Here is a 20,574-nt window from a genome sequence, read left to right on the forward strand (position 1 = left end):
GGAAATACCCGTTGAGACGTTGACCACATACTAAGCGGTTGTTAACTTGCCCGGACTGCATCGCCGCAGCAGCGCCGAGCGAAGGGCATCCAGATGGCCGACACCGCACCGAACGCCCCGGAAACCGCCGCCGAACCGACGATCACCGTGTCCCAGCGCCGAAGGGCCGCGACCGCGGCGGCACTCGCCTCCTCGGTCGAGTGGTACGACTACTTCGTCTTCGGGATCGCCGCCGCGCTGGTCTTCGGGAAGACCTTCTTCCCCACCAGCAACGCGGCCGCCGGCGTCCTCGCCTCGTTCGCGACCTTCGCGGTCGGCTTCCTCGCCCGGCCGCTCGGCGGGATCATCGCGGGCAGCCTCGGCGACAAACGCGGCCGGAAACCCGTGCTGGTCCTGGCGATCGCGCTGATGGGCGCGGCGACCACGCTGATCGGCCTGCTGCCGACCTACGACACGATCGGCATCGCCGCACCGATCCTCCTCGTCCTGCTCCGGCTCGTGCAGGGGGTCGCCGTCGGCGCCCAGTGGGGTGGCGCGATGCTGCTCGCCACCGAGTACGCGCCGCCCGGCAAACGGGGTCTCTACGGCAGCCTCGTCCAGCTCGGTGTCCCGATCGGGGTGGTGCTGGCGAACACGGTGTTCCTGATCGCCGCCCAGGTCGCGCCGCCGTCGGATTTCCTCGTCTGGGCGTGGCGGATCCCGTTCCTGGTGGGTGTCCTCGTGCTCGGCCTGGCCTGGTACATGCACGTCAAGATCGACGAAACCCCCGAATACCGCCGTGCGGAAGCGAAACTCGCCGCCGAGGAACGCGGCCGCGCCAAGTCGCCGCTGCGCGACGTCCTGCGCGACCACAAGGGCACGGTGCTGCTGGCGGGCGGTTCGTTCATGGTCAACACCGCCACGTTCTACATCCTGCTGAACGGCGTCCTCGACTACGCCACCCGCCACCTCGGGATGTCACGGACCACCGTGCTCGTCGCGACCCTGCTGATCAGCACGCTGCAGCTCGCGATCATCCCGCTGTCGGCGAAACTGTCCGACCGGATCGGCAGGCTCAAGATCTACACCTTCGGCGCGGCGGGCGTCGCGCTCTGGGCGATCCCGATGTTCCTGCTGATCGACACCGCCTCGCTGCCGCTGTTCGTCATCGCCTCGTTCGTCGGGTCGCTGTTCCTCGGCATCATGTACGGCCCGCAGGCGGCGTTGTTCGCCGAGCTCTTCACCGCCGAGATGCGTTACACCGGCGCCTCGCTCGGCTACCAGATCAGCGCGGTCGTCGGCGGCGGGCTCGCGCCGTTCATCATGGTGCTGCTGCTGGAATCCACCGGGACCTCGATGTCGGTCTCGCTCTACATCATCGTGCTGGCCCTGATCTCGCTCGGCTCGATCGGCCTGCTGGCCAAACGCGCACGGTCCACTTCGGACTCAGACGACCGCGCGCGCGAAGCGGTCGGCGACCAGCCGTAGCCGCTCCTTGACCTCGTCCGGTGCCTCCTCGACGACGAAGTCGACGTCCCAGTGGGCGAGGTAGTACGGCATCACGGAAAGGTCGTTGGAACCGACCCGGACCCGGCAGGTGTGCTCGTCGATGGCCTCGATCGTCCCGGCGGTCGGGGACACGTATTCGGCGAGCGCGTCCGCCGGGGCGTTCACCCGCAGCACCATCTGGTGCGGATACGGCGAAGAGGTGATCCCGCGGGAGACGTACGCCGCGAGGTCCTCCGCGGGCGGTTCCCTCGGCGTGAACCGGAAACTCGTGTCCGGGACGCCGTCGATGCGGTCGACGCGGAAGGTCCGCCAGTCCTCACGGCCGAGGTCGAACGCGACCAGGTACCACCGGCGCCCGGTGTGCACCAGGCGCAACGGCTCGATGTAGCGCTCGCTGACGTCACCGTTGTGGTTGCGGTAGCCGAACCGGAGCCGCTGATGGTCACGGCACGCGGACGCGATGACCGTCAGCGCCGCCGCGTCGATGACCGGGACGACGCCGCCGAGCGGGATCATCGCGGTGTTCAGCGCGGTGATCCGGTGCCGCAGCCGCGCGGGCAGCACCTGCTCCAGTTTCGTGAGCGCGCGCACCGAGGTCTCCTCGATCCCCGAGACCGTCCCGTTCGCGGCCGTGCGGAGCCCGACGGCGACCGCGACGGCCTCGTCGTCGTCCAGCAGCAGCGGTGGCAAGGCGGCCCCCGCGCCGAGCCGGTAACCGCCCGCGACGCCGGGGGTGGCGTGCACCGGGTAGCCCAGCTCGCGCAGGCGCTCGACGTCGCGCCGGACCGTGCGGACGTCCACCTTCAGCCGGTCGGCCAGGTCGGCGCCCGGCCAATCGCGGCGTGCCTGCAGCAGGGAGAGCAGCCTCAGCAGCCGTGCCGACGTGCCCGTGGTCATCGGTTCGCTCGCTTCATGGAAGGAGTCTCGCAGATATTCAGGACAGGTCCCGTCCGCATTGGGCTCGTGAGTGGCTAGGACGGTTAGAACCGTCCTAGGCGCTGTCCAGTAAGTCGTGTTCGCGGTCTCCGCGCCCAGGCGGCCCCTGGCGGCACGGGCGGCCCAGCCGAGTACGACCCGGTACGAGGCTGGATCCGCCCGCACCGCCAGGAACCACCTGGATCACGAAGCCCATCGAACAGACTTACAGGACACCGCCTAGCCACTCACGAGCCGTAAGGTGAACCGCGTGATCGATCCCGCGCAGCTGCTGTCCGTCGCCCGTGAAGAGGCCGAACTCGGCAAGGCCGAGGGCGGGGTCCCGATCGGTGCCGCCCTCTTCGACACCGCCGGCGTCCTGCTCGGCCGCGGCCACAACCGCCGGGTCCAGGACGGCGACCCGTCGATGCACGCCGAGACTTCGGCCTTCCGGAACGCGGGCAGGCGGCCGCACTACCGGGACACGATCATGGTCACCACCCTGTCCCCCTGCTGGTACTGCAGCGGGCTGGTGCGCCAGTTCGGCATCGGCCGGGTCGTCATCGGCGAGGCCACCACGTTCGAGGGCGGGCACGGCTGGCTCGAGGAGCACGGCGTCGAGATCACCCTGCTCGACGATCCGGCGTGCACCGCGCTGATGACCGAGTTCATCCGGGATCGCCCGGACCTGTGGTTCGAAGACATCGGCGTCCCCGCCGAGGGCTAGGTTTCGGCCTCGAAGACGACGGTGCGGTTGCGCCCGGCCCCCTTCGCCGCGCGCAGCGCCTGATCCGCCGCGCCGACGAGCCGGTCGAGCGTCTCACCGCAGGCGGGATGCGACGACACTCCGATCGAGACGGTCGACCCGGCGAACTTCCCATCCAGTGAGACGAACGTCGAGGAGATCCGCAGCCGGATGCGTTCGGCGATCGCGTGCGCGTCGAACCGGCTCGTGCCGGGCAGCAGGACCACGAACTCCTCGCCACCGAACCGGCCGACCAGGTCCGCGGCTCGGACCTCGGCGCGCAGAGTGTCCGCCACCGCCCGGAGGACGTCGTCGCCGACGTGCCTGCCGTGCCGGTCGTTGAGCCGGGCGAAATGGTCGAGGTCGAGCATCAGCAGCGAAAGATCGGCGCCACGGCCGCGAAGCAGCTCGAACTGGGTGCGGGCACCGTCCAACCAGGACGACGCGGTGAGCAGTCCGGTACCGGTGTCCGTGTCCGCGTGGCCACGCAGGGCACGCATCGTCCCCGCCCGGTGAAGTACCACGAGCGCCCCCGCGAGTACCACGGTGACGAGCGGCCAGTCCGCCGCCGACCACGCGAGCACCAGTCCGAACGCGACCATCGCCGCGTCGAAGGCGAATCCCGACGGTTCCGCCCCGAATTCGGCCGCCGGCGCGGCCAAGGCCGCGTCGACGGACAGGAAGACCAGCCCGGTCGCGAAAACCAGGGCGAAACTCTCGAAATCCCTTGCCGCGCCGATGAACGGTGGCGCGCCCAGCACTACCGGGATGACCGAGGCACCGAGCGCGGAAAGCATGGTCGCGGACGCCGCGAACACCTGCCGATGCGGGATCCCGCGGCGGATCCGGAACCAGCGATATCCCGCGGAGGCGACGACGAGCACCGCGGCCAGCGCGGGCGGCAGCAGGAGCGCGCCCGCGAAAATCCACGCCGCGTCCAGCCCGGCGCCGAGCCGGGTGTCGGCGCGGGATCGCTCGACCGGGCGAGAAAGCTCTGCGCTGAGGACCATTCCGGTTAACAGAGCGGAAAACGGAAGAAACGACGACGGCGCGGGCGGACGCAGCACGAAGAGGTAGACGGTGGCGGCGAAGGCGGCGAAGTCGACGAGGAGCAGGTATCCGATCAGGCCTCGCCTGGGTAATTCCCACAGGCTCCACGACCTCAGCACCCGCCGCGGCACGGCGAGCCGGTCTCTCCGGTCGCGGCTTCCGGTCGCCATCAGGGAGTCCCCCACCATTTCGGCAAACTAGCCGGTAATCGCGATGGTGTCGATCCGCTTTCCGGGTCATGACCCCCTACTAAGGTCGGTCGTTTCCGGCGAGTATTCCGGTGAATTCTTGACAGTCCTCAATGGTCTAGTCCACCGTGAGAGAGCGCACCCTCCCGGTTGATCCGCCGCGTCAAGACGGAGGTGCTCCACACCTGCGCGCCTCGCCGCGCGCGTACCAGTTGGAGGACCGATGAAATCCTTACGACGCTGGGCAACACTGGTCACCACCGTCGGCGCCGCTCTCGCCACGGCCGCCGGCCTCGCCCCCGTCGCCTCGGCGGCCCCGGACCCGGTGCTCGCCTCTCCCTATCTGTACCAGTGGTCGGGACAGACGGACCCGATCGCCGCCATGAACGCCACCGGCGTCAAGGCGTTCACTCTCGCGTTCATCCTCTCCGACGGCGGCTGCAACCCGAAATGGGACGGCAGCCGGTCCCTCACCGGCTCCGACGCCACGATGATCGCCGACATCCGGGCCAAGGGCGGCGACGTCATCCCTTCGTTCGGCGGCTGGTCGGGCACGAAGCTCGGCCCGAAATGCTCCACTCCAGCGGCACTCGCCGGCGCGTACCAGAAGGTCATCGACGCCTACAAACTCAAGGCGATCGACCTCGACGTCGAGAACACCGACGAGTTCGAGAACTACACCGTCCAGGACCGGATCCTGAACGCCGTCAAGATCACGAAGCAGAAGAACCCGGGCCTGCGCGTGGTCATCACCATCCCGACCGAGGTCGGCGGCCCCAACGCGCACGGCAAGCGGCTCATCAACCAGTCGAAGGCGCTCGGCGCGGGCGTCGACGCGTGGTCGGTCATGCCGTTCGACTTCTCCAGCGGCGGTGACATGGCGGGCAAGACCCGCAGCGCCGTGGACGGGCTGAAGAACGTCGTGAAATCCGCCTTCGGCTTGAGCGACGACGCGGCCTACCGCCGCAGCGGGCTTTCGTCGATGAACGGGAAGACCGATGTGGCGGGCGAGACCGTCAGCGTCGCCGACTTCCGCGCGATCCGTGACTACGCGGCGAGCAAACATCTCGCCCGGTTGTCGTTCTGGGCGGTTAACCGCGATTGCGACAACTGTGCGGGAATCACGCAAGGCAAGTACGACTACACCAAGATCGTGGCGGGTTATACCGGCTGACTTCCGTTCCCCACCGGTGTCAGTCCGTGAGGGCCTCCTTCTCTGCTCTCAAGGCAGGGAAGGAGGCCCTCACCCACGCCACCACCACTCAGCGACCGCAGTCCGGCGCGGTGTTCAGTGGCCGCCCACGCGACCACACGAGGTCGACCGGATGCACCGAACCGTCCGGAGCGATCGACAGGATCGGCAACGCCTTGTCGAGCTGGTTCCCCGTCGTCCGATCGAAGGCGATGGCTCCGGTGGCGCCGGGGACAGAGGAATTGCAGTCGATGTTGCGCACCACGTCCGGCACCGAGACCGGATCGGCCGACACGTTGTCCCCCGCCGCCCGGACCGCGACGGCCACCGCGTCGTGCTCGATCATCGCGGCGCCGTCCCACAGTCCGCCACGCGGGAACCGCCGCGTGAACTCGGCGACGAAGTTGTCGTGGTTCTTCTTGTAGGTCGGATACGCCGGGTCGGCGGCGAACATATCCCACTGGTCGGGATAGGCCAGCGCCGTGTACCGGAGCCGGACCCCGATGTCCTTGTCCAGCGGCAAGGGCTTCCCGGCCAGCGTGCTCGCGTCGTCCCCGGTCATCACGGTCACCGAGTCGAGCCCTTCACAGGCGCCGTCTCCGGCCAGTGCCTTCACGAACGCGCCGAGATCGAGCCCCCGCCCGGCGAAGTAGATGAGATCAGGTTTGGCGCCGCAGATGTCGGAATGGTAGCCGCGGAACAGGTTCCGCAAATAGTCCTCCCTCGACGCGTCGAACAACGGGATGCTGTTGTATCCCTTGGTGAAGAGAACCGGAACCTTCGACGCGCTCTGAAAGGCTTCCGCGAGCGTGGTCGCGTAGGTGTCCTCCACGCCGGTGCCCCGGACCATCATCACCCGCCGGAAACCGTGCGCCGCGATGTACCCGGCGGCGGCGCGGGCCTCGTCGGTGTTGGTCGGCCCGACACGGAAGAAGTTGTCGATCCGTTTGCCCTGCGGATCGACGTTCATGTTGTCCGCGGTGACGGTGGCGCCGATCGTCGCGATGCCGTTCGCGGACAGTTCCGCGACCAGCGCCCGGCTGTGCTCCGAACTGACCCCGACGTCGGTGACGGCGACGATGTGCTGGCTCGCCGCGGCCGCGACGATCTCCTCGGCGACGTCCTTCCAGTGGGTGGCGTTGCTGCCGTAGTTGGCCAGCAAGAGCCTGATCCCGGCCCGGCCGTTCTTCGGCCACGCGGCGGTGATGGCGCCCTGGATCTCGTGTTTCACGAAGTCGATCGGCTGGCTGTCGACCTTCGGATCCGGGGTGAAGTTCTCCAGCACCACGATGGTCCTGAAGTCGTTTCCCGCTTCGTCGTTACGGGCCTTGATGAACTTCTCCAGTTCGGTGAACGGGTCGTTCTCCCGCATCGGACCGGACTCGAGATTGATGCCGACGCAGGCATAGGAGGAGCCTGATGATTTCTCGTCCGCGTCCACCGAACGCAGACCTGCCCCGCAGTTCTCCCACGGTTTGATCGCGACCAGGAGTGCGCCGAGAAGGAGGACTACGACCGCCGAGAGCAGGCCGCGGTGGCGTTGCGCCCAGCCGTGCGGACGCACCGGCGGGCCGGCGGACCCGCCGTGGCGGGTGCGGGAAAGCCGGGTCTTCATCGATTCGAACCAGGACATCACGGGTTTCCGTTCGAGGTTCAGGGGAACTCGCCGCGACGGGCGAGATCCTTGGCAGCCACGAGGGCGCCGACGTCGGGACGATGTGAGGTCGTGGCCAGCGCGGCGAAGGCGTTTTCGATCACCTGCTGCTGGTCCAGACCGCGGACCGCGAACGGGTTGGCGGTCAGCCAGCCCGCCGCGATGAGCCGGGCGATGTTGTTGCGGATCTCGGTCCGGCCGTCCGGCTGGCAAGCGGAGTCCAGATTGACGAGTTCTTCGTACAACTCGGCATGTTTCCGCCCGGGCGGCAGGTCGTCCGGCGCGTGCAGGACGAGGTGGAGCTTCGCGATCCACTCGGCGTGCGGGATCCGGTTGAACTCGCTTTCGAAGAAGCGGACGACCGCGCCGATATCGCCCAGCGCGAGGTTGCAGTAGGCCAGCCGCACGGGGTCCTGCGCGGTGTCCGGGTCGTCGCGCAGCGCCTGGAACTGGCCGGCGTAGGTCGGCCCGTCATCGCGCCGGGCCAGCGCGGACACCAGGTTCGCGGCGATCCACGGGTGCAGGGCGGCCTGGTCCTCGGTGGTGGCGGCGGAATTCTTCGCCGTCACCCACAGCGCGATGCGCAGTTCGGTCAGGATCCGCCCGACGTGCGGCTGGTCGATCCGGCTCTGCGCGGCGTCCGGGATCAGCCAGGGCGCGGTCGCGAACGGGGCGGCGGTCACGAAGTCGTCGATGTGGACGCCGTCGAGATATTCGGTCAGGCCCAGTTCCTTCAACCTGCGGTAACACGGATCCTGCTCGCCGTCGGCAGCGGTGGTGAGCACGTCGCGGGCGCCTTCCCGCACGTCTCTTCCGCGCAACGTGCCCGCGATCCGCTCGATCGCCGACGGCAGCCCACCGGTCGCCAGATGCGCGAGTTTCACCTTGGGGGTCGTCGCGCCGGAATCGAGGACCCGCGCGATCTGCCCGATCGGCTGCGGCGTGAGCATGACGGGGTAATAGGGGGATTCGAGCTCCCCGGCGCGTGGATTCGCCCAGTCCTCGTAGCCCGCCTCCTCGCAGGCGACCACCGGCCGGACCGCGGGCGGCGCCGAAGCCTCCGGTTTCCACGGCGCCAGCCACGCCGTTCCCCAGTCCTGGTGCCACCGTCCGCTGGTGGCGACGATCAGCAGCGCGTCGTGGGTGTCCCGGTCGTTCGGGTGGTGCAGGACGTACCGTTCTCGCGCGGCGATCAGATCGGCGAGGAACTCGGTGCCGCCGGCGTGATGGACGTCGTCCAGCAGCAGCACCCAGTTGTGCCAGTGCCTGCGGCGCTCGGAAAGGTCACAGGAACACGGGCTCTTCTCCTCCGGTTTGGCCATCCTCCGATGGTTCTCCCGGACGTCGCCGAGGAAGGCCGCGATCAGCCATTCGGTGACCGCCTTGTCGTCCCTGGCGGTGCCGTGCGCGAGCCGGTTGAGTTCGATCAGCGCGTCGAACGGGTCTTTGCCCTCGGCGTTCGGGAAGTCAGCGAGGTACTTCAACGCCTTGCCGAGCCGCGGCCGGATGTTCCGGACCAGATGCGGGAACGCCTGGCGGAACACGTCGGCGTAAGCGGATTCGACGAGACCCGTCGCCTTCGCGGTATCCGTCAGCGTGGTGAGCAATTCGTCGGCCTGCGGCGTCCAGCGGATTCCGTGGAAAGTGGTGATCAGTGTCTTGAGTTGATCCCGGTCGTCGTGACGATTTCGTCCCGGCAGATCCGCCTGGACGGCGATCAACGCAATGGTGAAACGCACGAACTGCGGTTTCGGTCGATTCCGCCATTTGCTCGACAACGCGTAGGCCAGCTTCGTCAGCACGTCGACCGTGCTCGGCCGGTCGCCACGCCCGAAGTCGAACCCGGCGTGCACGACACCCCAGCCGAGATCGTGCCGGATCGCCTCCAGCGCGGTGGTCTTGCCCGAGCCGACCGGCCCGAGCAGCAGCGTCACCGGCTGCGGTCTTGAAGGTGCCCCCACCTCGCGATTGATCAGCATTCTCCGAGTGAGCTTCACCGCGGGAGAATGTCGCCCCACACTCATCTTTCCTGTTCAGCCCCTAGCTGTGGTCCGGAAGGGATCGAAGATTGCGGACCATCGTAGGGAGCTGATCGAACCCAGGGCACAGGAATGGGCGTACCGGACACGAAAGGACGAAATCCGGGGAGAACCGTAATCATTGTTCGACGGTGAGCGATACCTCTGCTCACCCGATCGGCGCTATCGACCCCATTGCGGCCAGCGGCCGCCGCCGGGATATCCGCCGTGATTCCAGTCGTAATACCACTCGTGCTGACCGGCGCGCGGATCCGGCCGTTCCTCGGGCGACGGCGTGGGCGTCGGCGACGGCGTCTCCGAGCCGTGCATCGACGCCGTCATCGGCGGCGGAGGTGCGACGCTGCCGCCCGAGGGCCCCGACGGGACGGGCGAAGACACCGCGTCGTCCGGCACCTCGACGGCCTGCGGCGCGATGGTCGGCCACGGCGGCGGGAGCGGCGTCCCCGGGATGACCTCGGCCTGTTCGGCCGGGGCGAGCAGCACGGCGAGCAGCCCGCCGACGACGAGAGCGCCCGCCGAGAGCGCCGAGATCCGCCGGATCCTCCCGCTCCCGTGAGCGGCCTCCGGGGCCCGGTGCTTCGGCCCGCGCGGCCCCTGGCGACGGGGTGCCGCACCGGCTTTCCTCATCAACTCGCTGAGTGTCTGGTGGTGAACCCGCGTCCGCGCTCGACGTCGCCGGGGCGCGACCTGGTCTTTCAGCTCGCGAAGGGCGGCATAGGCGCCCTGCCACCGCGATGGCGTGGCCTTCGGCCGGAGCGGGTTCAGGGCGTCCCCGCCGGAATCGTGGCGAGCCGTGCGTGCCATCGGCACCTCCCTACCCGGTCCGTCGCTCGACGGCGACGGCCTCGTCCCGGGGTGGATCCTAGGAACGCGGGAGGTGGTTGTAAACGGTCGTCGTCCACTGCGGACAGACGATGCGGTGAAGGGTCAGGCTGCTGCGGTGACCGCGATGGCGGCTTCGCCCGCCTCGGTCAGCTCGGCGGGCACCCGGCCGGTGACCGCGGCGGGACCGGTGGACTCGCCGGGGCGGATGTAACCGCCGCGGGCCAGCGCGTGCGCGGTCATCTGATCGCAACAGGCGAACCCGTCGATGAAGAGATCCGGCTCGCAGCTGCACGACATCTGGGCACGGCGCGCCGCGACCGCTCGCAGCATCGCCATCGCGCGATGGGACAGTTCGACCTCTGAACCGGACACCGGACGGACCTCTCTCGATCAGCCACCTGAATCAGCAGCACTCACACCGTGTTATCGGTCGCTGCTCCATCAGTGTTAACAAGATCTCAGACGTTGTCGGTGACTTCTCGGTTCCGTGAGATCTTGGCCGACGCCAGCGGCGGCTCCAGGACCCGCGCCCACTGGGCGACGATCTGCTTGCGCCGCTTCGTGTCGTCGGTCAGCAGGTTCGCCAGTCCCAGGCCGCGGGCAAGATCGAGAGTGGCCTGGACCAGCTCGCGAACCCCCTGGTGGGACTCGTCGACACCGAGCAGCTCGACCGTTACCCGGTGCGCTTCCCGGCCGACCCGCGCCTCCAGCGGCACCAAGGTCGCGCGCAGCGACTCGTCGGTCGACGCCGCGACCCAGAGGTGGAGCGCGGCTCGGAACAGGGGCCCGCTGTAGAGGTTGAGCACCATGTCGACGGCCCGCTCGATCCGTGACCGCCCCGACGGCAGTTCCGCGGCGCGGGCGCGCAGTTCCACGATCTGGATCTCGCCGACGTGCTCGACCGCGGCCGCGACCAGGTCCTCCCTGGTCGGGAAGTGGTGCTGGGCGGCACCGCGCGAGACACCGGCGCGTTCGGCGATCAGCGCGACGGTGGTCCCGTTCCAGCCCAGCTCCCCGATCGTCTCGACGGCGGCCTCGACCAGCCGCCGCCGAGTCGTCCGGCTGCGCTCTTGCTGTGGTTCGCGGATCATGGCCCTGATTCTGGAGTACGGCTTTCGACCCAGAAATCGAGCTGCAGGTCTTCCTCCCGCCCGCCGACGCGGTACTTCGAGAAGTCCGTGACCCCTTCGGCGGCCAGCACCTCGTCGTCGAGGTAGAAGTTCCCCGTGGCCTCGGTGCTCGGCTTGGTGAGGATCGCGTGCGCCGCGTCCGCCATGATCTCCGGCGTCCGGGACTTCGCCGCCAGTTCGGCGCCGACGACGTTGCGGATCGCCGCGGTGTCGATCGTCGTCCGCGGCCACAGCGAGTTCGCCGCGATCCCGTACTGCCGCAGTTCCGCGGCGAGCCCGACCGTCACCAGGCTCATCGAGTACTTCGCGATGCTGTACGCGAGGTGCCCGGCCCGGAACCACTTCTCGTCGAGGCTGATCGGCGGCGACAGCGTCAGGATGTGCGCGTTCTCCGCCTGCTTCAGATGCGGGATGGCGAGTTTCGACAACAGGAACGACCCGCGCGCGTTGATGTCCTGCATCAGGTCGTAGCGCTTCATGCTGACCGTTTCGGTCGGTGTCAGGTCGATCGCGCTGGCGTTGTTGAGCACGATGTCGATACCGCCGAACTGCTCCGCGGTCCGCGCGATCGCGGCCTCGACCGACGTGTCGTCCCGGACGTCGCCGACGATCGGCAACGCCTGCCCGCCGGCGTCCTCGATCGCCTTGGCCGCGGTGTAGAGCGTGCCCGGCAGTTTCGGATGCGGCTCGGCGGTCTTCGCGAGCAGGGCGATGTTCGCTCCGTCGCGGGCCGCGCGGACCGCGATGGCTTCGCCGATCCCACGGCTGCCGCCGGAGATGATGATCGTCTTGCCGTGCAGCGTGGGCATGGAGGGTCGCCTTCCGTAGTGGGCTCGTGAGTGGCAAGGACGGTTAGAACCGTCCTTGCCACTCACGAGTCAGTAGGACCGGGGCAGGCCGAGACTGTGCTGGCCGACGAAGTTGAGCACCATCTCGCGGCTCACCGGCGCGATCCGGCCCAGCCGGACGGCCGTGACCAGCGTGCCCAGCCCGTATTCGCTGGCGAGACCGTTGCCGCCGTGGGTCTGCACGGCCTGGTCGACCGCGCGGATGGCGACCTCGGCGGCGGCGTACTTCGCCATGTTCGCCGACTCGCCGGCACCGAAGTCGTCACCGGAGTCGTAGAGCGACGCCGCCTTCTGCGTCATGAGCTTCGCCAGCTCCAGTTCGATCTTGATCTCCGCCAGCGGATGCGCGAGACCCTGGTGGGTGCCGATCGGCGCGCCCCACACCTTGCGCTCGTTGGCGTAGGAGACGGCCTTGCCCAGCGCGTAACGGGCGATGCCCAGCGAGAACGACGCGCCCATGATGCGTTCGGGGTTGAGCCCGGCGAACAGCTGCGCGATCGCCGCGTCCTCCTCGCCGACCAGCGCGTCGGCGGGCAGGTGGACGTCGTCGAGGAACAGGCCGAACTGCTTCTCCGGCGAGATGATGTCCATCTCGATCTGCTTGTACTCGAAGCCGGGCGTGTCGGTCGGGACGGTGAACAGCGCGGGCTTGAGCTTGCCGGTCTTCGCGTCCTCGGTGCGGCCGACGACCAGGACGGCGTCTGCCTCGTCGACACCGGAGATGTAGACCTTCCGTCCACTGAGGACCCAGCCGTCGCCGTCGCGTTTCGCGGTGGTGGTGATCTTGTGCGAGTTCGACCCGGCGTCCGGTTCGGTGATCGCGAAGACCATCCGGCCGCTGCCGTCGGCGATCCCGGGCAGCCAGCGCTTCTTCTGCTCCTCGGTGCCGAACCGCGAGATCACCGTGCCGCAGATCGCCGGCGAGACGACCATGAGCAGCAGCGGGCAGCCCGCCGCGGCGAGTTCTTCGAGCACCGCGGCGAGATCCGCGATACCCGCTCCCCCGCCGCCGTACTCCTCGGGCAGGTTCACGCCGAGGTAGCCGAGCCGTCCGGCCTCGGCCCACAGCTCGTCGGTCTTGAGCCCGGCACGGGCCTGTTTCGCGTAGTACTCGTGCCCGTACTTCTTGCCGAGTTCGGCGACCGCGGCCCGCAGCGCGACGCGCTCCTCGGGCTCGGTGAAGTTCATCGCGTTCATTCGTCGTCTCCTACCACCGCGAGGATCGTGCCCACTTCGACCTGTTGTCCGACCACCACCGGGAGTTCCGTCACGACGCCGTCGGCGGGCGCCGCGATCCGGTGTTCCATCTTCATGGCTTCGAGCCAGAGCAACGGATCGCCGGTCTTGACGGTGTCGCCCGCCTCGACCGCGAGCCGGACCACCGTGCCCGGCATCGGTGCCACGAGCGATCCGGCGGCGAGCGCCGCGTCGGGATCGGTGTACCTCGGCACCACAGCCAGTTCGACGGCGCCTTCCGGCGAATCGACGTACACCGTGTCGCCGTACCGGGCGACGGCGAACTTCCGCCGCACCCCGGAAACCTCCAGGACGACCGCGCCGCTTTCGGCGGAAACCTGTTCGACACCTTCGAAACCGTCGGCGCGCAGACCGTCCCGGCCGAGGCTGTAGCCGACCTCGATCTCGTCGTCGCCATGACGAAAACGTTTGCGCTGCCCCTGGGAGCGGACGTTGCGCCAGCCGCTCGGCAGCCGCCGCTGCACCCGCGCGTCCGAGCGGTTCGCCGCCGCCCCCGCCAAAGCGGCGGCCAGCGCGGAAACCCGTACGGTGTCCACAGTGGCCAGTGGGCGGGCCAGGGTTTCGAGTCCGTGCCGGTCGAAGAACGCCGTATCGGTCTCCCCGGCGAGGAAAGCCTCGTGGCGCAGGACGTTCACCAGCAGATCGCGGTTGGTCACCACGCCGTGGATCTCCGCACCGGCCAAGGCGCCGGCCAGTGCCCGTGCGGCGCTCCGGCGATCCGGGGCGTAGGCGATGACCTTGGCGAGCATCGGGTCGTAGTGCACGCCGACGGTCTGGCCGCTGACGAAACCGGAGTCCAGCCGGACACCCGGGCCGACTTCGAATTCCCGCCGCGCGGCGGAAACCTCGAACCGGTGCAAAGTGCCGCTCTGTGGCTGCCAGCCCTCGGCCGGGTCTTCGGCGTAGAGCCGGACCTCGATCGCGTGCCCCCGTGTCTCCGGCTCCTCGATCGGGAGGTGGTCACCCTCGGCGATCCGCAGTTGCAGCGAGACGAGGTCGAGTCCGGTCGTGGCCTCGGTGACCGGATGCTCCACCTGAAGCCGGGTGTTCATCTCCAGGAAGTAGAACCGCCCGTCCGGTCCGGCGAGGAACTCGACCGTCCCGGCACCGACGTAATCGATCGCCTGCGCGGCCTTGCGCGCGGCGTCGAACAACGCCTCCCGCATGGCTTCGTCGACGAACGGCGACGGCGCCTCTTCGACGACCTTCTGGTGACGGCGCTGGATCGAGCACTCGCGCTCCCCGACCGCCCACACCGTGCCGTGGGTGTCGGCGAGCACCTGGACCTCGATGTGCCGGCCGGTCTCCAGGTACCGCTCGCAGAACACCGTCGGGTCACCGAACGCCGACGCCGCCTCCGCGCTCGCGCCTTCGACGGCTTCCGCGAGTTCGCCGAGCGAGCGCACGACACGCATCCCGCGTCCGCCACCCCCGGCGGACGCCTTCACCAGCAAGGGAAGGTCGGCTTCGGTGACCTCGGCAGGGTCCAATTCGGACAGGATCGGGACGCCGGCTTCGGCCATCATCCGCTTGGACTCGACCTTGGAGCCCATGCTCTCGATGGCTTCCGGCGGCGGGCCGACCCAGGTGAGCCCGGCGTCGAGCACGGCACGGGCGAACGCGGCGTTCTCGGACAGGAAGCCGTAGCCGGGGTGGATCGCGTCGGCGCCGGTCTCGACGGCCGCCTTGATCAGCAGTTCGGCTCGCAGGTACGTGTCGGCGGGCGCGTTGCCCGGCAACCAGACGGCGACGTCCGCCTCGGCGGTGTGCGGCGCGTCGGCGTCCGCGTCGGAGAACACCGCGACCGTGCCGATCCCGGCGTCGCGGCACGTGCGGAACACGCGGCGGGCGATCTCGCCGCGGTTGGCGACCAGCAATTTCTCGATCATGCCGCTCACATCCTGAAGACGCCGAAGCCTTCGGCGCCCTTCACTGGTCCATTGTGGATCACGGACAGGCTGAGCCCGAGCACCGTGCGGGTGTCGCGGGGATCGATGATCCCGTCGTCGTAGAGCATCCCGGAAAGGAACATCGGCATCGACTCGGCCTCGATCTGGCCTTCCACCATGGCGCGCATGGCGGCGTCGTGCTCCTCGTTGTACTCCTGCCCGCGCGACGCGGCGGCCGCACGGGCCACGATCGACAGCACACCCGCCAGCTGCTGCGGTCCCATGACCGCGGATTTCGCGCTGGGCCAGGCGAACAGGAACCGGGGATCGTAGGCACGACCGCACATACCGTAATGCCCGGCGCCGTACGAGGCACCCATGAGCACCGACAGATGCGGGACCTTCGAGTTCGACACGGCGTTGATCATCATCGCGCCGTGTTTGATGATGCCGCTCTGCTCGTATTCCTTGCCGACCATGTAGCCGGTGGTGTTGTGCAGGAAGACCAGCGGCGTGTCGATCTGGTTGGCCAGCTGGATGAACTGCGCGGCCTTCTGCGACTCCTCACCGAACAACACACCCTGCGCGTTGGCCAGGACACCGACCGGGTAACCGTGGATACTCGCCCAGCCGGTGGCGAGACTGCTGCCGTACAAGGGTTTGAACTCGTCGAAGTCCGAACCGTCGGCGACCCTGGCGATCACCTCGCGCGGGTCGAACGGCACCTTGAGGTCCGTGGGCACGATGCCGAGCAGGTCTTCCGCGGAGTACAACGGCTCCGCGTAGTCCGGTTTGGGTGTCGGGCCCTGTTTGGTCCAGTTGAGCCGTTTGACGATGCTGCGGCCGAGCCGGATCGCGTCCTCTTCGTCGGCCGCGAGGTAGTCGGCGAGACCGGAGGTACGGGCGTGCATCTCGGCGCCGCCGAGCGATTCGTCGTCGGACTCCTCACCGGTGGCCATCTTGACCAGCGGCGGCCCGCCGAGGAACACCTTCGCCCGTTCCTTGACCATCACGACGTAGTCCGACATGCCGGGCAGGTACGCGCCGCCGGCGGTCGAGTTGCCGAACACCAGGGCGATCGTGGGCACCTTCGCCGCCGACGAACGCGTGATGTCGCGGAAGATCCGGCCGCCGGGAATGAAGATCTCTTTCTGCGTCGGCAGATCCGCCCCGCCGGACTCGACGAGGTTGATCACCGGCAGGCGGTTCTGCGCGGCGATGTCCGCGGCGCGGTAGCTCTTCTTGGCCGTCCACGGGTTGCTCGCCCCGCCTTTGACCGTCGGGTCGCTCGCCGAGATCATGCATTCGACGCCTTCGACGACGCCGATCCCGGTGATCACGCTGGCGCCGACCTGGTAGTCCGAACCCCAGGCCGCCAGCGGTGACAGCTCCAGGAACGGCGAGTCCTCGTCGAGGAGGAGTTCGATCCGTTCACGGGCCAGCAGCTTGCCGCGTTTGCGGTGGCGGGCGACGTACTTCTCGCCGCCACCCGCGATCGCCTTGGCGTGCTCGCCGTCGATCTCGGCCAGCTTGCCGAGCATGGACTCGCGGTTGGTGGCGAACTCCTCGCTCCGCGTGTCCACAGAGGACCTGATCGTGCTCATGCGGTGTATCCCAATCGCTTCGCGGCCAAGCCGGTGAGGATCTCGTTGGTCCCGCCGCCGATCCCGAGGATGCGCACGTCACGGTAGTGACGCTCCACTTCGGACTCCCGCATGTAGCCGAGTCCGCCGTGCAGCTGCACGGCCTCGTTGACCACCCATTCGGCGGTCTCGACGGCGGTGTTCTTCGCGAAACAGGCTTCGGCGATGACCTCTTCGCCCGCGACGTGCCGCTGGGCGACCTGCCGGGTGTAGGTGCGGGCGACGTCGATCTTGCGGGCCATCTCGGTGAGCTTGTGCTGCACCAGCTGGCGAGAGATCAGCGGACGGCCGAAGGTCTCGCGCAGGCGGCACCAGTCCAGCGTCAGATCCAGCGCCCGCTGCGCGTGCGCGTAGCCCTGCACCGCCAGCGAGACCCGCTCGGTGACGAACTGGGTGGCGACCTGCGCGAACCCGCTGTTCTCGGCGCCGACAAGGTTTTCGGCGGGCACCCGGACATCCACATAGGACAGTTCGGCGGTGTCCGAGCAGAGCCAGCCCATCTTCTCCAGCTTGCGGGAGACGGTGAAACCCGGCGTGCCGCGTTCGACGACGATGAGCGAGATCCCGTGGGCGCCCGCCTCCCCGGTACGGACCACGGTGGTCACGAAATCGGCGCGGCAGCCCGAGGTGATGAAGGTCTTGGCTCCGTTGACGACGTACTCGTCGCCTTCGCGCACCGCGGTGGTGCGGATCCCGGCGACGTCGGAGCCGCCGTCGGGTTCGGTGACCGCGAGCGAGCCGATCTTGTGGCCTTCCAGCGTCGGCCGGACCCAGCGTTCGATCTGCACCGGATCGCCGGCCGCCGCGATATGCGGGACGGCGATGCCGCAGGTGAACAACGAGGCGAAGAGCCCGCCGGAACCGCCGGCGTAGTGCAGTTCCTCGGCGATGACCACCGCGTCGAGGTAGTCACCGCCTCCGCCGCCGACCTCTTCGGGAAAGCCGACGCCGAGCAGCCCGAGTTCGCCGGCCTTGCGGTGCAGGTCGCGGGGCAGCTCGCCCGCACGTTCCCAGTCTTCGAGGTGGGGCAGGATCGCGGTTTCGGCGAACCGCCGCACGGTCTTGCGCAGTTCGGCGCGTTCCGGCGTCGAGAAGGGGTCGGTCACAGGAGGGCCTCCGGGATATCGATCTCGCGGGAGCGCAGCCATTCCCCGAGCGCCTTCGCCTGCGGGTCGAACCGCGCCTGCGACGCGACGCCCTCGCCGAGGATGCCTTCGACGACGAAGTTGAGCGCCCGCAGGTTCGGCAGGAGATGCCGCCGGACCTCGAGGTCCGCGGTCTCCGGGAGCAGCAGTTTGAACTCGGTGACGGTGAGCCGGTGCGCGAGCCAGCGCCACGCCTCGTCGGAACGCGCCCAGACGCCGACGTTCGCGTTGCCGCCCTTGTCACCACTGCGGGCACCGACAACCCTGCCGAGCGGCGCGCGGCGAACTTCGGCCTGCGTGAAGGGGGCGGGTAACTGCTCGTTGTCCACTTCGGACAGAGGCAGTGTTTCGGTGGCGGGCGCGATATCGCGATGTGTTCCGTCCGGCAGGACGGCCACGTGCGGCACCTCGTGCGCGTCGACGAAGGCGGGCCGGTACACGCCGTAGGGCGAGGCGGCCGCGGGCGGCGCGGTGACGTGGAAGCCCGGGTAGCTCGCCAGTGCGAGTTCGATCGCCGCGCCGCTGAACGCGCGCCCCGCGACCTCCGGATCGGCGTCCTTCACCGCGACGTGCAGCAGCGCGCTCGCCTGCTGCTCGGTCTCGGCGTCGGGATGATCGGTGCGGGCCAAGGTCCACTGGACGTCCGCCGGCGGCTTGGCCTTGAGCGCGCCTTCGAGTTGTTCCTTGACCAGCGCGGCTTTCGCCTCGATGTCCAGTCCGGTGAGGACGAACGTCGTCTCGTTGCGGAAACCGCCGAGCCCGTTCAGGCAGACCTTCAGGGTCGGAGGCGGCGGTTCTCCGGTGACGCCGCTGATCCGGACGCGATCCGGGCCGTCCTCGGTGAGCGTCAGCGTGTCGAACCGCGCCGTGACGTCCGGCCCGGCGTAACGGGCGCCGGTGATCTCGTAGAGCAGTTGCGCCGTAACGGTTCCGGTGTTCACCACACCGCCGGTGCCGGGGTGTTTGGTGATCACACTGGAGCCGTCGGCGGAGATCTCGGCGATCGGGAACCCCGGGACGCCGAGTTCGTGCTCGGTGAAGAAGGCGTAGTTTCCGCCGGTGGCCTGCGTGCCGCATTCGATCACGTGCCCGGCCGCGACCGCGCCCGCCAGCGCGTCGTAGTCGTCGCGCGCCCAGCCGAAGTGCGCGGCCGCCGGGCCGACGATCACCGACGCGTCGGTGACGCGCCCCGTCACCACGATGTCGGCGCCCGCGTTCAGGCATTCCGCGATCCCCCACGCGCCGAGGTAGGCATTAGCGGTCAGGGTCTTGCCGAAGCCGAGCTCTTCCGCGCGCTGAACGAGGTCGTCGCCCTCGACGTGCGCGATCGCGACGTCGACACCGAGTTTCGCGGCCAGCTCACGAAGCGCGTCCGCGAGACCGGCGGGGTTGAGACCGCCGGCGTTGGCGACGATCTTGACGCCCTTTTCCTTCGCCAGCGCGAGGTTCTGTTCCATCTGGCGCAGGAAGGTCTTGGCGTATCCGCGGTTCGGATCCTTCATCCGGTCCCGGCCGAGGATGAGCATGGTCAGCTCGGCCAGGTAGTCGCCGGTCAGCACGTCGAGCGGGCCACCGGTGAGCATCTCGTGGACGGCGGAGAACCGGTCGCCGTAGAACCCGGACGCGTTGCCGATCCTGATCGGGGTCACGCGAACTGCCCCGGCTTCCGCCCGGCACCGGGAGGCCCGGCGAAGGCCTGCGCGATCCCGAGCCATTCCTCGACGTCCTTGCCCGTGGCGACCAGGCCGGTGTCGGCGGGATGACGCCGCTGGGTGATGACGAGGCAGAAGTCGACCGCGCTCCCGGTGAGCCGCTGCCCGGCGTCCTCGGGCCCGAACGCCCAGGTGGTGCCATCGGGCGCGGTCAGCTCGACGCGGAACTCTTCGGTGGGCGGCGCGAGCGAGTTGAGCTTGTAGGCGAAGTCGCGGGTGCGGGTCCCGAACCGGGCGATATGCCAGATCCTGGCCGTGTTCTCCCGTTCGACGCCGAGCGCGTCATAGATGTCCTGGCCGTGCGCCCAGGTCTCCATGAGGCGTGCCGTGACCATCGACGCGGCGCTCATCGGCGGCCCGTACCAGGGGATCTTCTGTCCGTCGGGCACCGCGGCGAGCGCGTCGGCGAGATTCGCGCGGCCGGCGCGCCACTCCGCAAGCAACTCGCGCGGCGGCGTCTTCGCGCCCTCGGCGGCGCCGTCGTCGACGTAGGACTCGCCCGTCGCGAGCAGCCCTTCGATCTCGGTCTGCCACTCGGCTTCGGATCCGCGCGCCGCGATCAGCGCCTTCTTGTCCGTCCAGGCCAGATGAGCGATCTGATGGGCGATCGTCCAGCCTTCGGCCGGGGTCTTCCTCGCCCAGTCCGACGCGGGCAGCTCCGCCACCACGTCGTCGATGGCCTGCGATTCCGCCGCGAGATCCCCAAGGATCACGCCAAGGTCAGCCATGCCCGCCTCCTCGCGTCACCCTCAGGCTGGCACCCCGCGTCGGAAAAATCAAGCACGCCTGATTGTTTTCCTCGGTCGAGCGTTCCGTGAAGGCCTCCTTGAGGGACTCTGGGTCCCTCAAGGAGG

17 protein-coding genes are annotated in these 20,574 nt (G+C 68.8%); 3 read left to right on the forward strand and 14 right to left on the reverse strand.

Annotated elements, in window-relative coordinates:
* Window positions 1–93 precede the first annotated feature (93 nt).
* Entirely contained in the window at window positions 94–1,467 is a 1,374-nt protein-coding gene (locus CVV72_RS14815) for an MFS transporter (RefSeq protein ID WP_219152986.1), read from the forward strand.
* On the opposite strand, the gene CVV72_RS14820 is transcribed toward CVV72_RS14815, so the two are convergent.
* On the reverse strand, window positions 1,426–2,385 hold the full coding sequence (locus CVV72_RS14820; protein ID WP_219152987.1) for a YafY family protein: 960 nt from the start codon (window positions 2,383–2,385) through the stop codon (window positions 1,426–1,428). The genes CVV72_RS14815 and CVV72_RS14820 overlap by 42 nt on opposite strands.
* 280 nt (window positions 2,386–2,665) lie before the next feature.
* Here CVV72_RS14820 and CVV72_RS14825 point away from each other — a divergent pair, with 280 nt between their 5' ends.
* The gene (locus CVV72_RS14825) at window positions 2,666–3,130 is read left to right on the forward strand and encodes a nucleoside deaminase (protein WP_219152988.1); all 465 of its coding nucleotides are present in this window, start codon (window positions 2,666–2,668) and stop codon (window positions 3,128–3,130) included.
* Here CVV72_RS14825 and CVV72_RS14830 read toward each other — a convergent pair.
* Window positions 3,127–4,386: a GGDEF domain-containing protein gene (locus tag CVV72_RS14830; protein ID WP_255632699.1), complete on the reverse strand. Its 1,260-nt coding sequence runs from the start codon at window positions 4,384–4,386 to the stop codon at window positions 3,127–3,129. The genes CVV72_RS14825 and CVV72_RS14830 overlap by 4 nt on opposite strands.
* A gap of 223 nt (window positions 4,387–4,609) precedes the next feature.
* Between CVV72_RS14830 and CVV72_RS14835 the strand changes: the two genes are divergently transcribed.
* Window positions 4,610–5,560: a chitinase gene (locus CVV72_RS14835; protein WP_219152989.1), complete on the forward strand. Its 951-nt coding sequence runs from the start codon at window positions 4,610–4,612 to the stop codon at window positions 5,558–5,560.
* Window positions 5,561–5,648: 88 nt separating this feature from the next.
* Here CVV72_RS14835 and CVV72_RS14840 read toward each other — a convergent pair whose 3' ends face one another.
* The 12 genes from CVV72_RS14840 to CVV72_RS14895 all read right to left on the reverse strand — a co-directional run bounded on the left by CVV72_RS14840 (window position 5,649) and on the right by CVV72_RS14895 (window position 20,448).
* Window positions 5,649–7,211 (reverse strand): ABC transporter substrate-binding protein, encoded by a 1,563-nt coding sequence (locus tag CVV72_RS14840; RefSeq protein WP_255632700.1) that lies wholly within the window; start codon window positions 7,209–7,211, stop codon window positions 5,649–5,651.
* 20 nt (window positions 7,212–7,231) lie between these two features.
* Entirely contained in the window at window positions 7,232–9,211 is a 1,980-nt protein-coding gene (locus CVV72_RS14845; protein WP_255632701.1) for a CobW-like GTP-binding protein, read from the reverse strand.
* Between the two features lie 222 nt (window positions 9,212–9,433).
* Window positions 9,434–10,075, reverse strand: coding sequence for a hypothetical protein (locus tag CVV72_RS14850; RefSeq protein WP_255632702.1), 642 nt, complete (start codon window positions 10,073–10,075; stop codon window positions 9,434–9,436).
* 123 nt (window positions 10,076–10,198) lie between these two features.
* Window positions 10,199–10,468: a hypothetical protein gene (locus CVV72_RS14855; RefSeq protein ID WP_126731876.1), complete on the reverse strand. Its 270-nt coding sequence runs from the start codon at window positions 10,466–10,468 to the stop codon at window positions 10,199–10,201.
* Between the two features lie 86 nt (window positions 10,469–10,554).
* Window positions 10,555–11,187, reverse strand: coding sequence for a TetR/AcrR family transcriptional regulator (locus CVV72_RS14860; RefSeq protein ID WP_219152991.1), 633 nt, complete (start codon window positions 11,185–11,187; stop codon window positions 10,555–10,557).
* The gene (locus CVV72_RS14865; RefSeq protein ID WP_219152992.1) at window positions 11,184–12,035 is read right to left on the reverse strand and encodes an NAD(P)-dependent oxidoreductase; all 852 of its coding nucleotides are present in this window, start codon (window positions 12,033–12,035) and stop codon (window positions 11,184–11,186) included. Before CVV72_RS14865 ends, CVV72_RS14860 begins: the two co-directional genes overlap by 4 nt.
* A 69-nt stretch (window positions 12,036–12,104) precedes the next feature.
* Entirely contained in the window at window positions 12,105–13,271 is a 1,167-nt protein-coding gene (locus CVV72_RS14870) for an acyl-CoA dehydrogenase family protein (RefSeq protein WP_091597231.1), read from the reverse strand.
* Complete coding sequence (locus CVV72_RS14875) at window positions 13,268–15,220, reverse strand: biotin carboxylase N-terminal domain-containing protein (protein WP_219152993.1); 1,953 nt, start codon at window positions 15,218–15,220, stop codon at window positions 13,268–13,270. Before CVV72_RS14875 ends, CVV72_RS14870 begins: the two co-directional genes overlap by 4 nt.
* 5 nt (window positions 15,221–15,225) lie before the next feature.
* Window positions 15,226–16,824: an acyl-CoA carboxylase subunit beta gene (locus CVV72_RS14880; RefSeq protein WP_219152994.1), complete on the reverse strand. Its 1,599-nt coding sequence runs from the start codon at window positions 16,822–16,824 to the stop codon at window positions 15,226–15,228.
* Entirely contained in the window at window positions 16,821–17,969 is a 1,149-nt protein-coding gene (locus tag CVV72_RS14885) for an acyl-CoA dehydrogenase family protein (RefSeq protein WP_219152995.1), read from the reverse strand. Before CVV72_RS14885 ends, CVV72_RS14880 begins: the two co-directional genes overlap by 4 nt.
* Complete coding sequence (locus tag CVV72_RS14890) at window positions 17,966–19,657, reverse strand: acyclic terpene utilization AtuA family protein (protein WP_219152996.1); 1,692 nt, start codon at window positions 19,655–19,657, stop codon at window positions 17,966–17,968. The genes CVV72_RS14885 and CVV72_RS14890 overlap by 4 nt, the downstream gene beginning before the upstream one ends.
* Window positions 19,654–20,448, reverse strand: coding sequence for a TIGR03084 family metal-binding protein (locus CVV72_RS14895; RefSeq protein ID WP_219152997.1), 795 nt, complete (start codon window positions 20,446–20,448; stop codon window positions 19,654–19,656). The genes CVV72_RS14890 and CVV72_RS14895 overlap by 4 nt, the downstream gene beginning before the upstream one ends.
* Window positions 20,449–20,574 lie beyond the last annotated feature (126 nt).

The sequence above is a fragment of the Amycolatopsis sp. TNS106 genome (genome assembly GCF_019330265.1).
Classification (GTDB): Bacteria; Actinomycetota; Actinomycetes; order Mycobacteriales; family Pseudonocardiaceae; genus Amycolatopsis; species Amycolatopsis lurida.

What these genes read in the sequence shown, in the direction of transcription:
- CVV72_RS14815 (WP_219152986.1), top strand. Translation starts at nt 94, where the DNA reads ATGGCCGACACCGCACCGAACGCCCCGGAAACCGCCGCCGAACCGACG.
- CVV72_RS14820 (WP_219152987.1), bottom strand. Translation starts at nt 2,385, where the DNA reads ATGACCACGGGCACGTCGGCACGGCTGCTGAGGCTGCTCTCCCTGCTG.
- CVV72_RS14830 (WP_255632699.1), bottom strand. Translation starts at nt 4,386, where the DNA reads ATGGTGGGGGACTCCCTGATGGCGACCGGAAGCCGCGACCGGAGAGAC.
- CVV72_RS14835 (WP_219152989.1), top strand. Translation starts at nt 4,610, where the DNA reads ATGAAATCCTTACGACGCTGGGCAACACTGGTCACCACCGTCGGCGCC.
- CVV72_RS14840 (WP_255632700.1), bottom strand. Translation starts at nt 7,211, where the DNA reads ATGTCCTGGTTCGAATCGATGAAGACCCGGCTTTCCCGCACCCGCCAC.
- CVV72_RS14845 (WP_255632701.1), bottom strand. Translation starts at nt 9,211, where the DNA reads ATGCTGATCAATCGCGAGGTGGGGGCACCTTCAAGACCGCAGCCGGTG.
- CVV72_RS14850 (WP_255632702.1), bottom strand. Translation starts at nt 10,075, where the DNA reads ATGGCACGCACGGCTCGCCACGATTCCGGCGGGGACGCCCTGAACCCG.
- CVV72_RS14860 (WP_219152991.1), bottom strand. Translation starts at nt 11,187, where the DNA reads ATGATCCGCGAACCACAGCAAGAGCGCAGCCGGACGACTCGGCGGCGG.
- CVV72_RS14865 (WP_219152992.1), bottom strand. Translation starts at nt 12,035, where the DNA reads ATGCCCACGCTGCACGGCAAGACGATCATCATCTCCGGCGGCAGCCGT.
- CVV72_RS14870 (WP_091597231.1), bottom strand. Translation starts at nt 13,271, where the DNA reads ATGAACGCGATGAACTTCACCGAGCCCGAGGAGCGCGTCGCGCTGCGG.
- CVV72_RS14875 (WP_219152993.1), bottom strand. Translation starts at nt 15,220, where the DNA reads ATGATCGAGAAATTGCTGGTCGCCAACCGCGGCGAGATCGCCCGCCGC.
- CVV72_RS14880 (WP_219152994.1), bottom strand. Translation starts at nt 16,824, where the DNA reads ATGAGCACGATCAGGTCCTCTGTGGACACGCGGAGCGAGGAGTTCGCC.
- CVV72_RS14895 (WP_219152997.1), bottom strand. Translation starts at nt 20,448, where the DNA reads ATGGCTGACCTTGGCGTGATCCTTGGGGATCTCGCGGCGGAATCGCAG.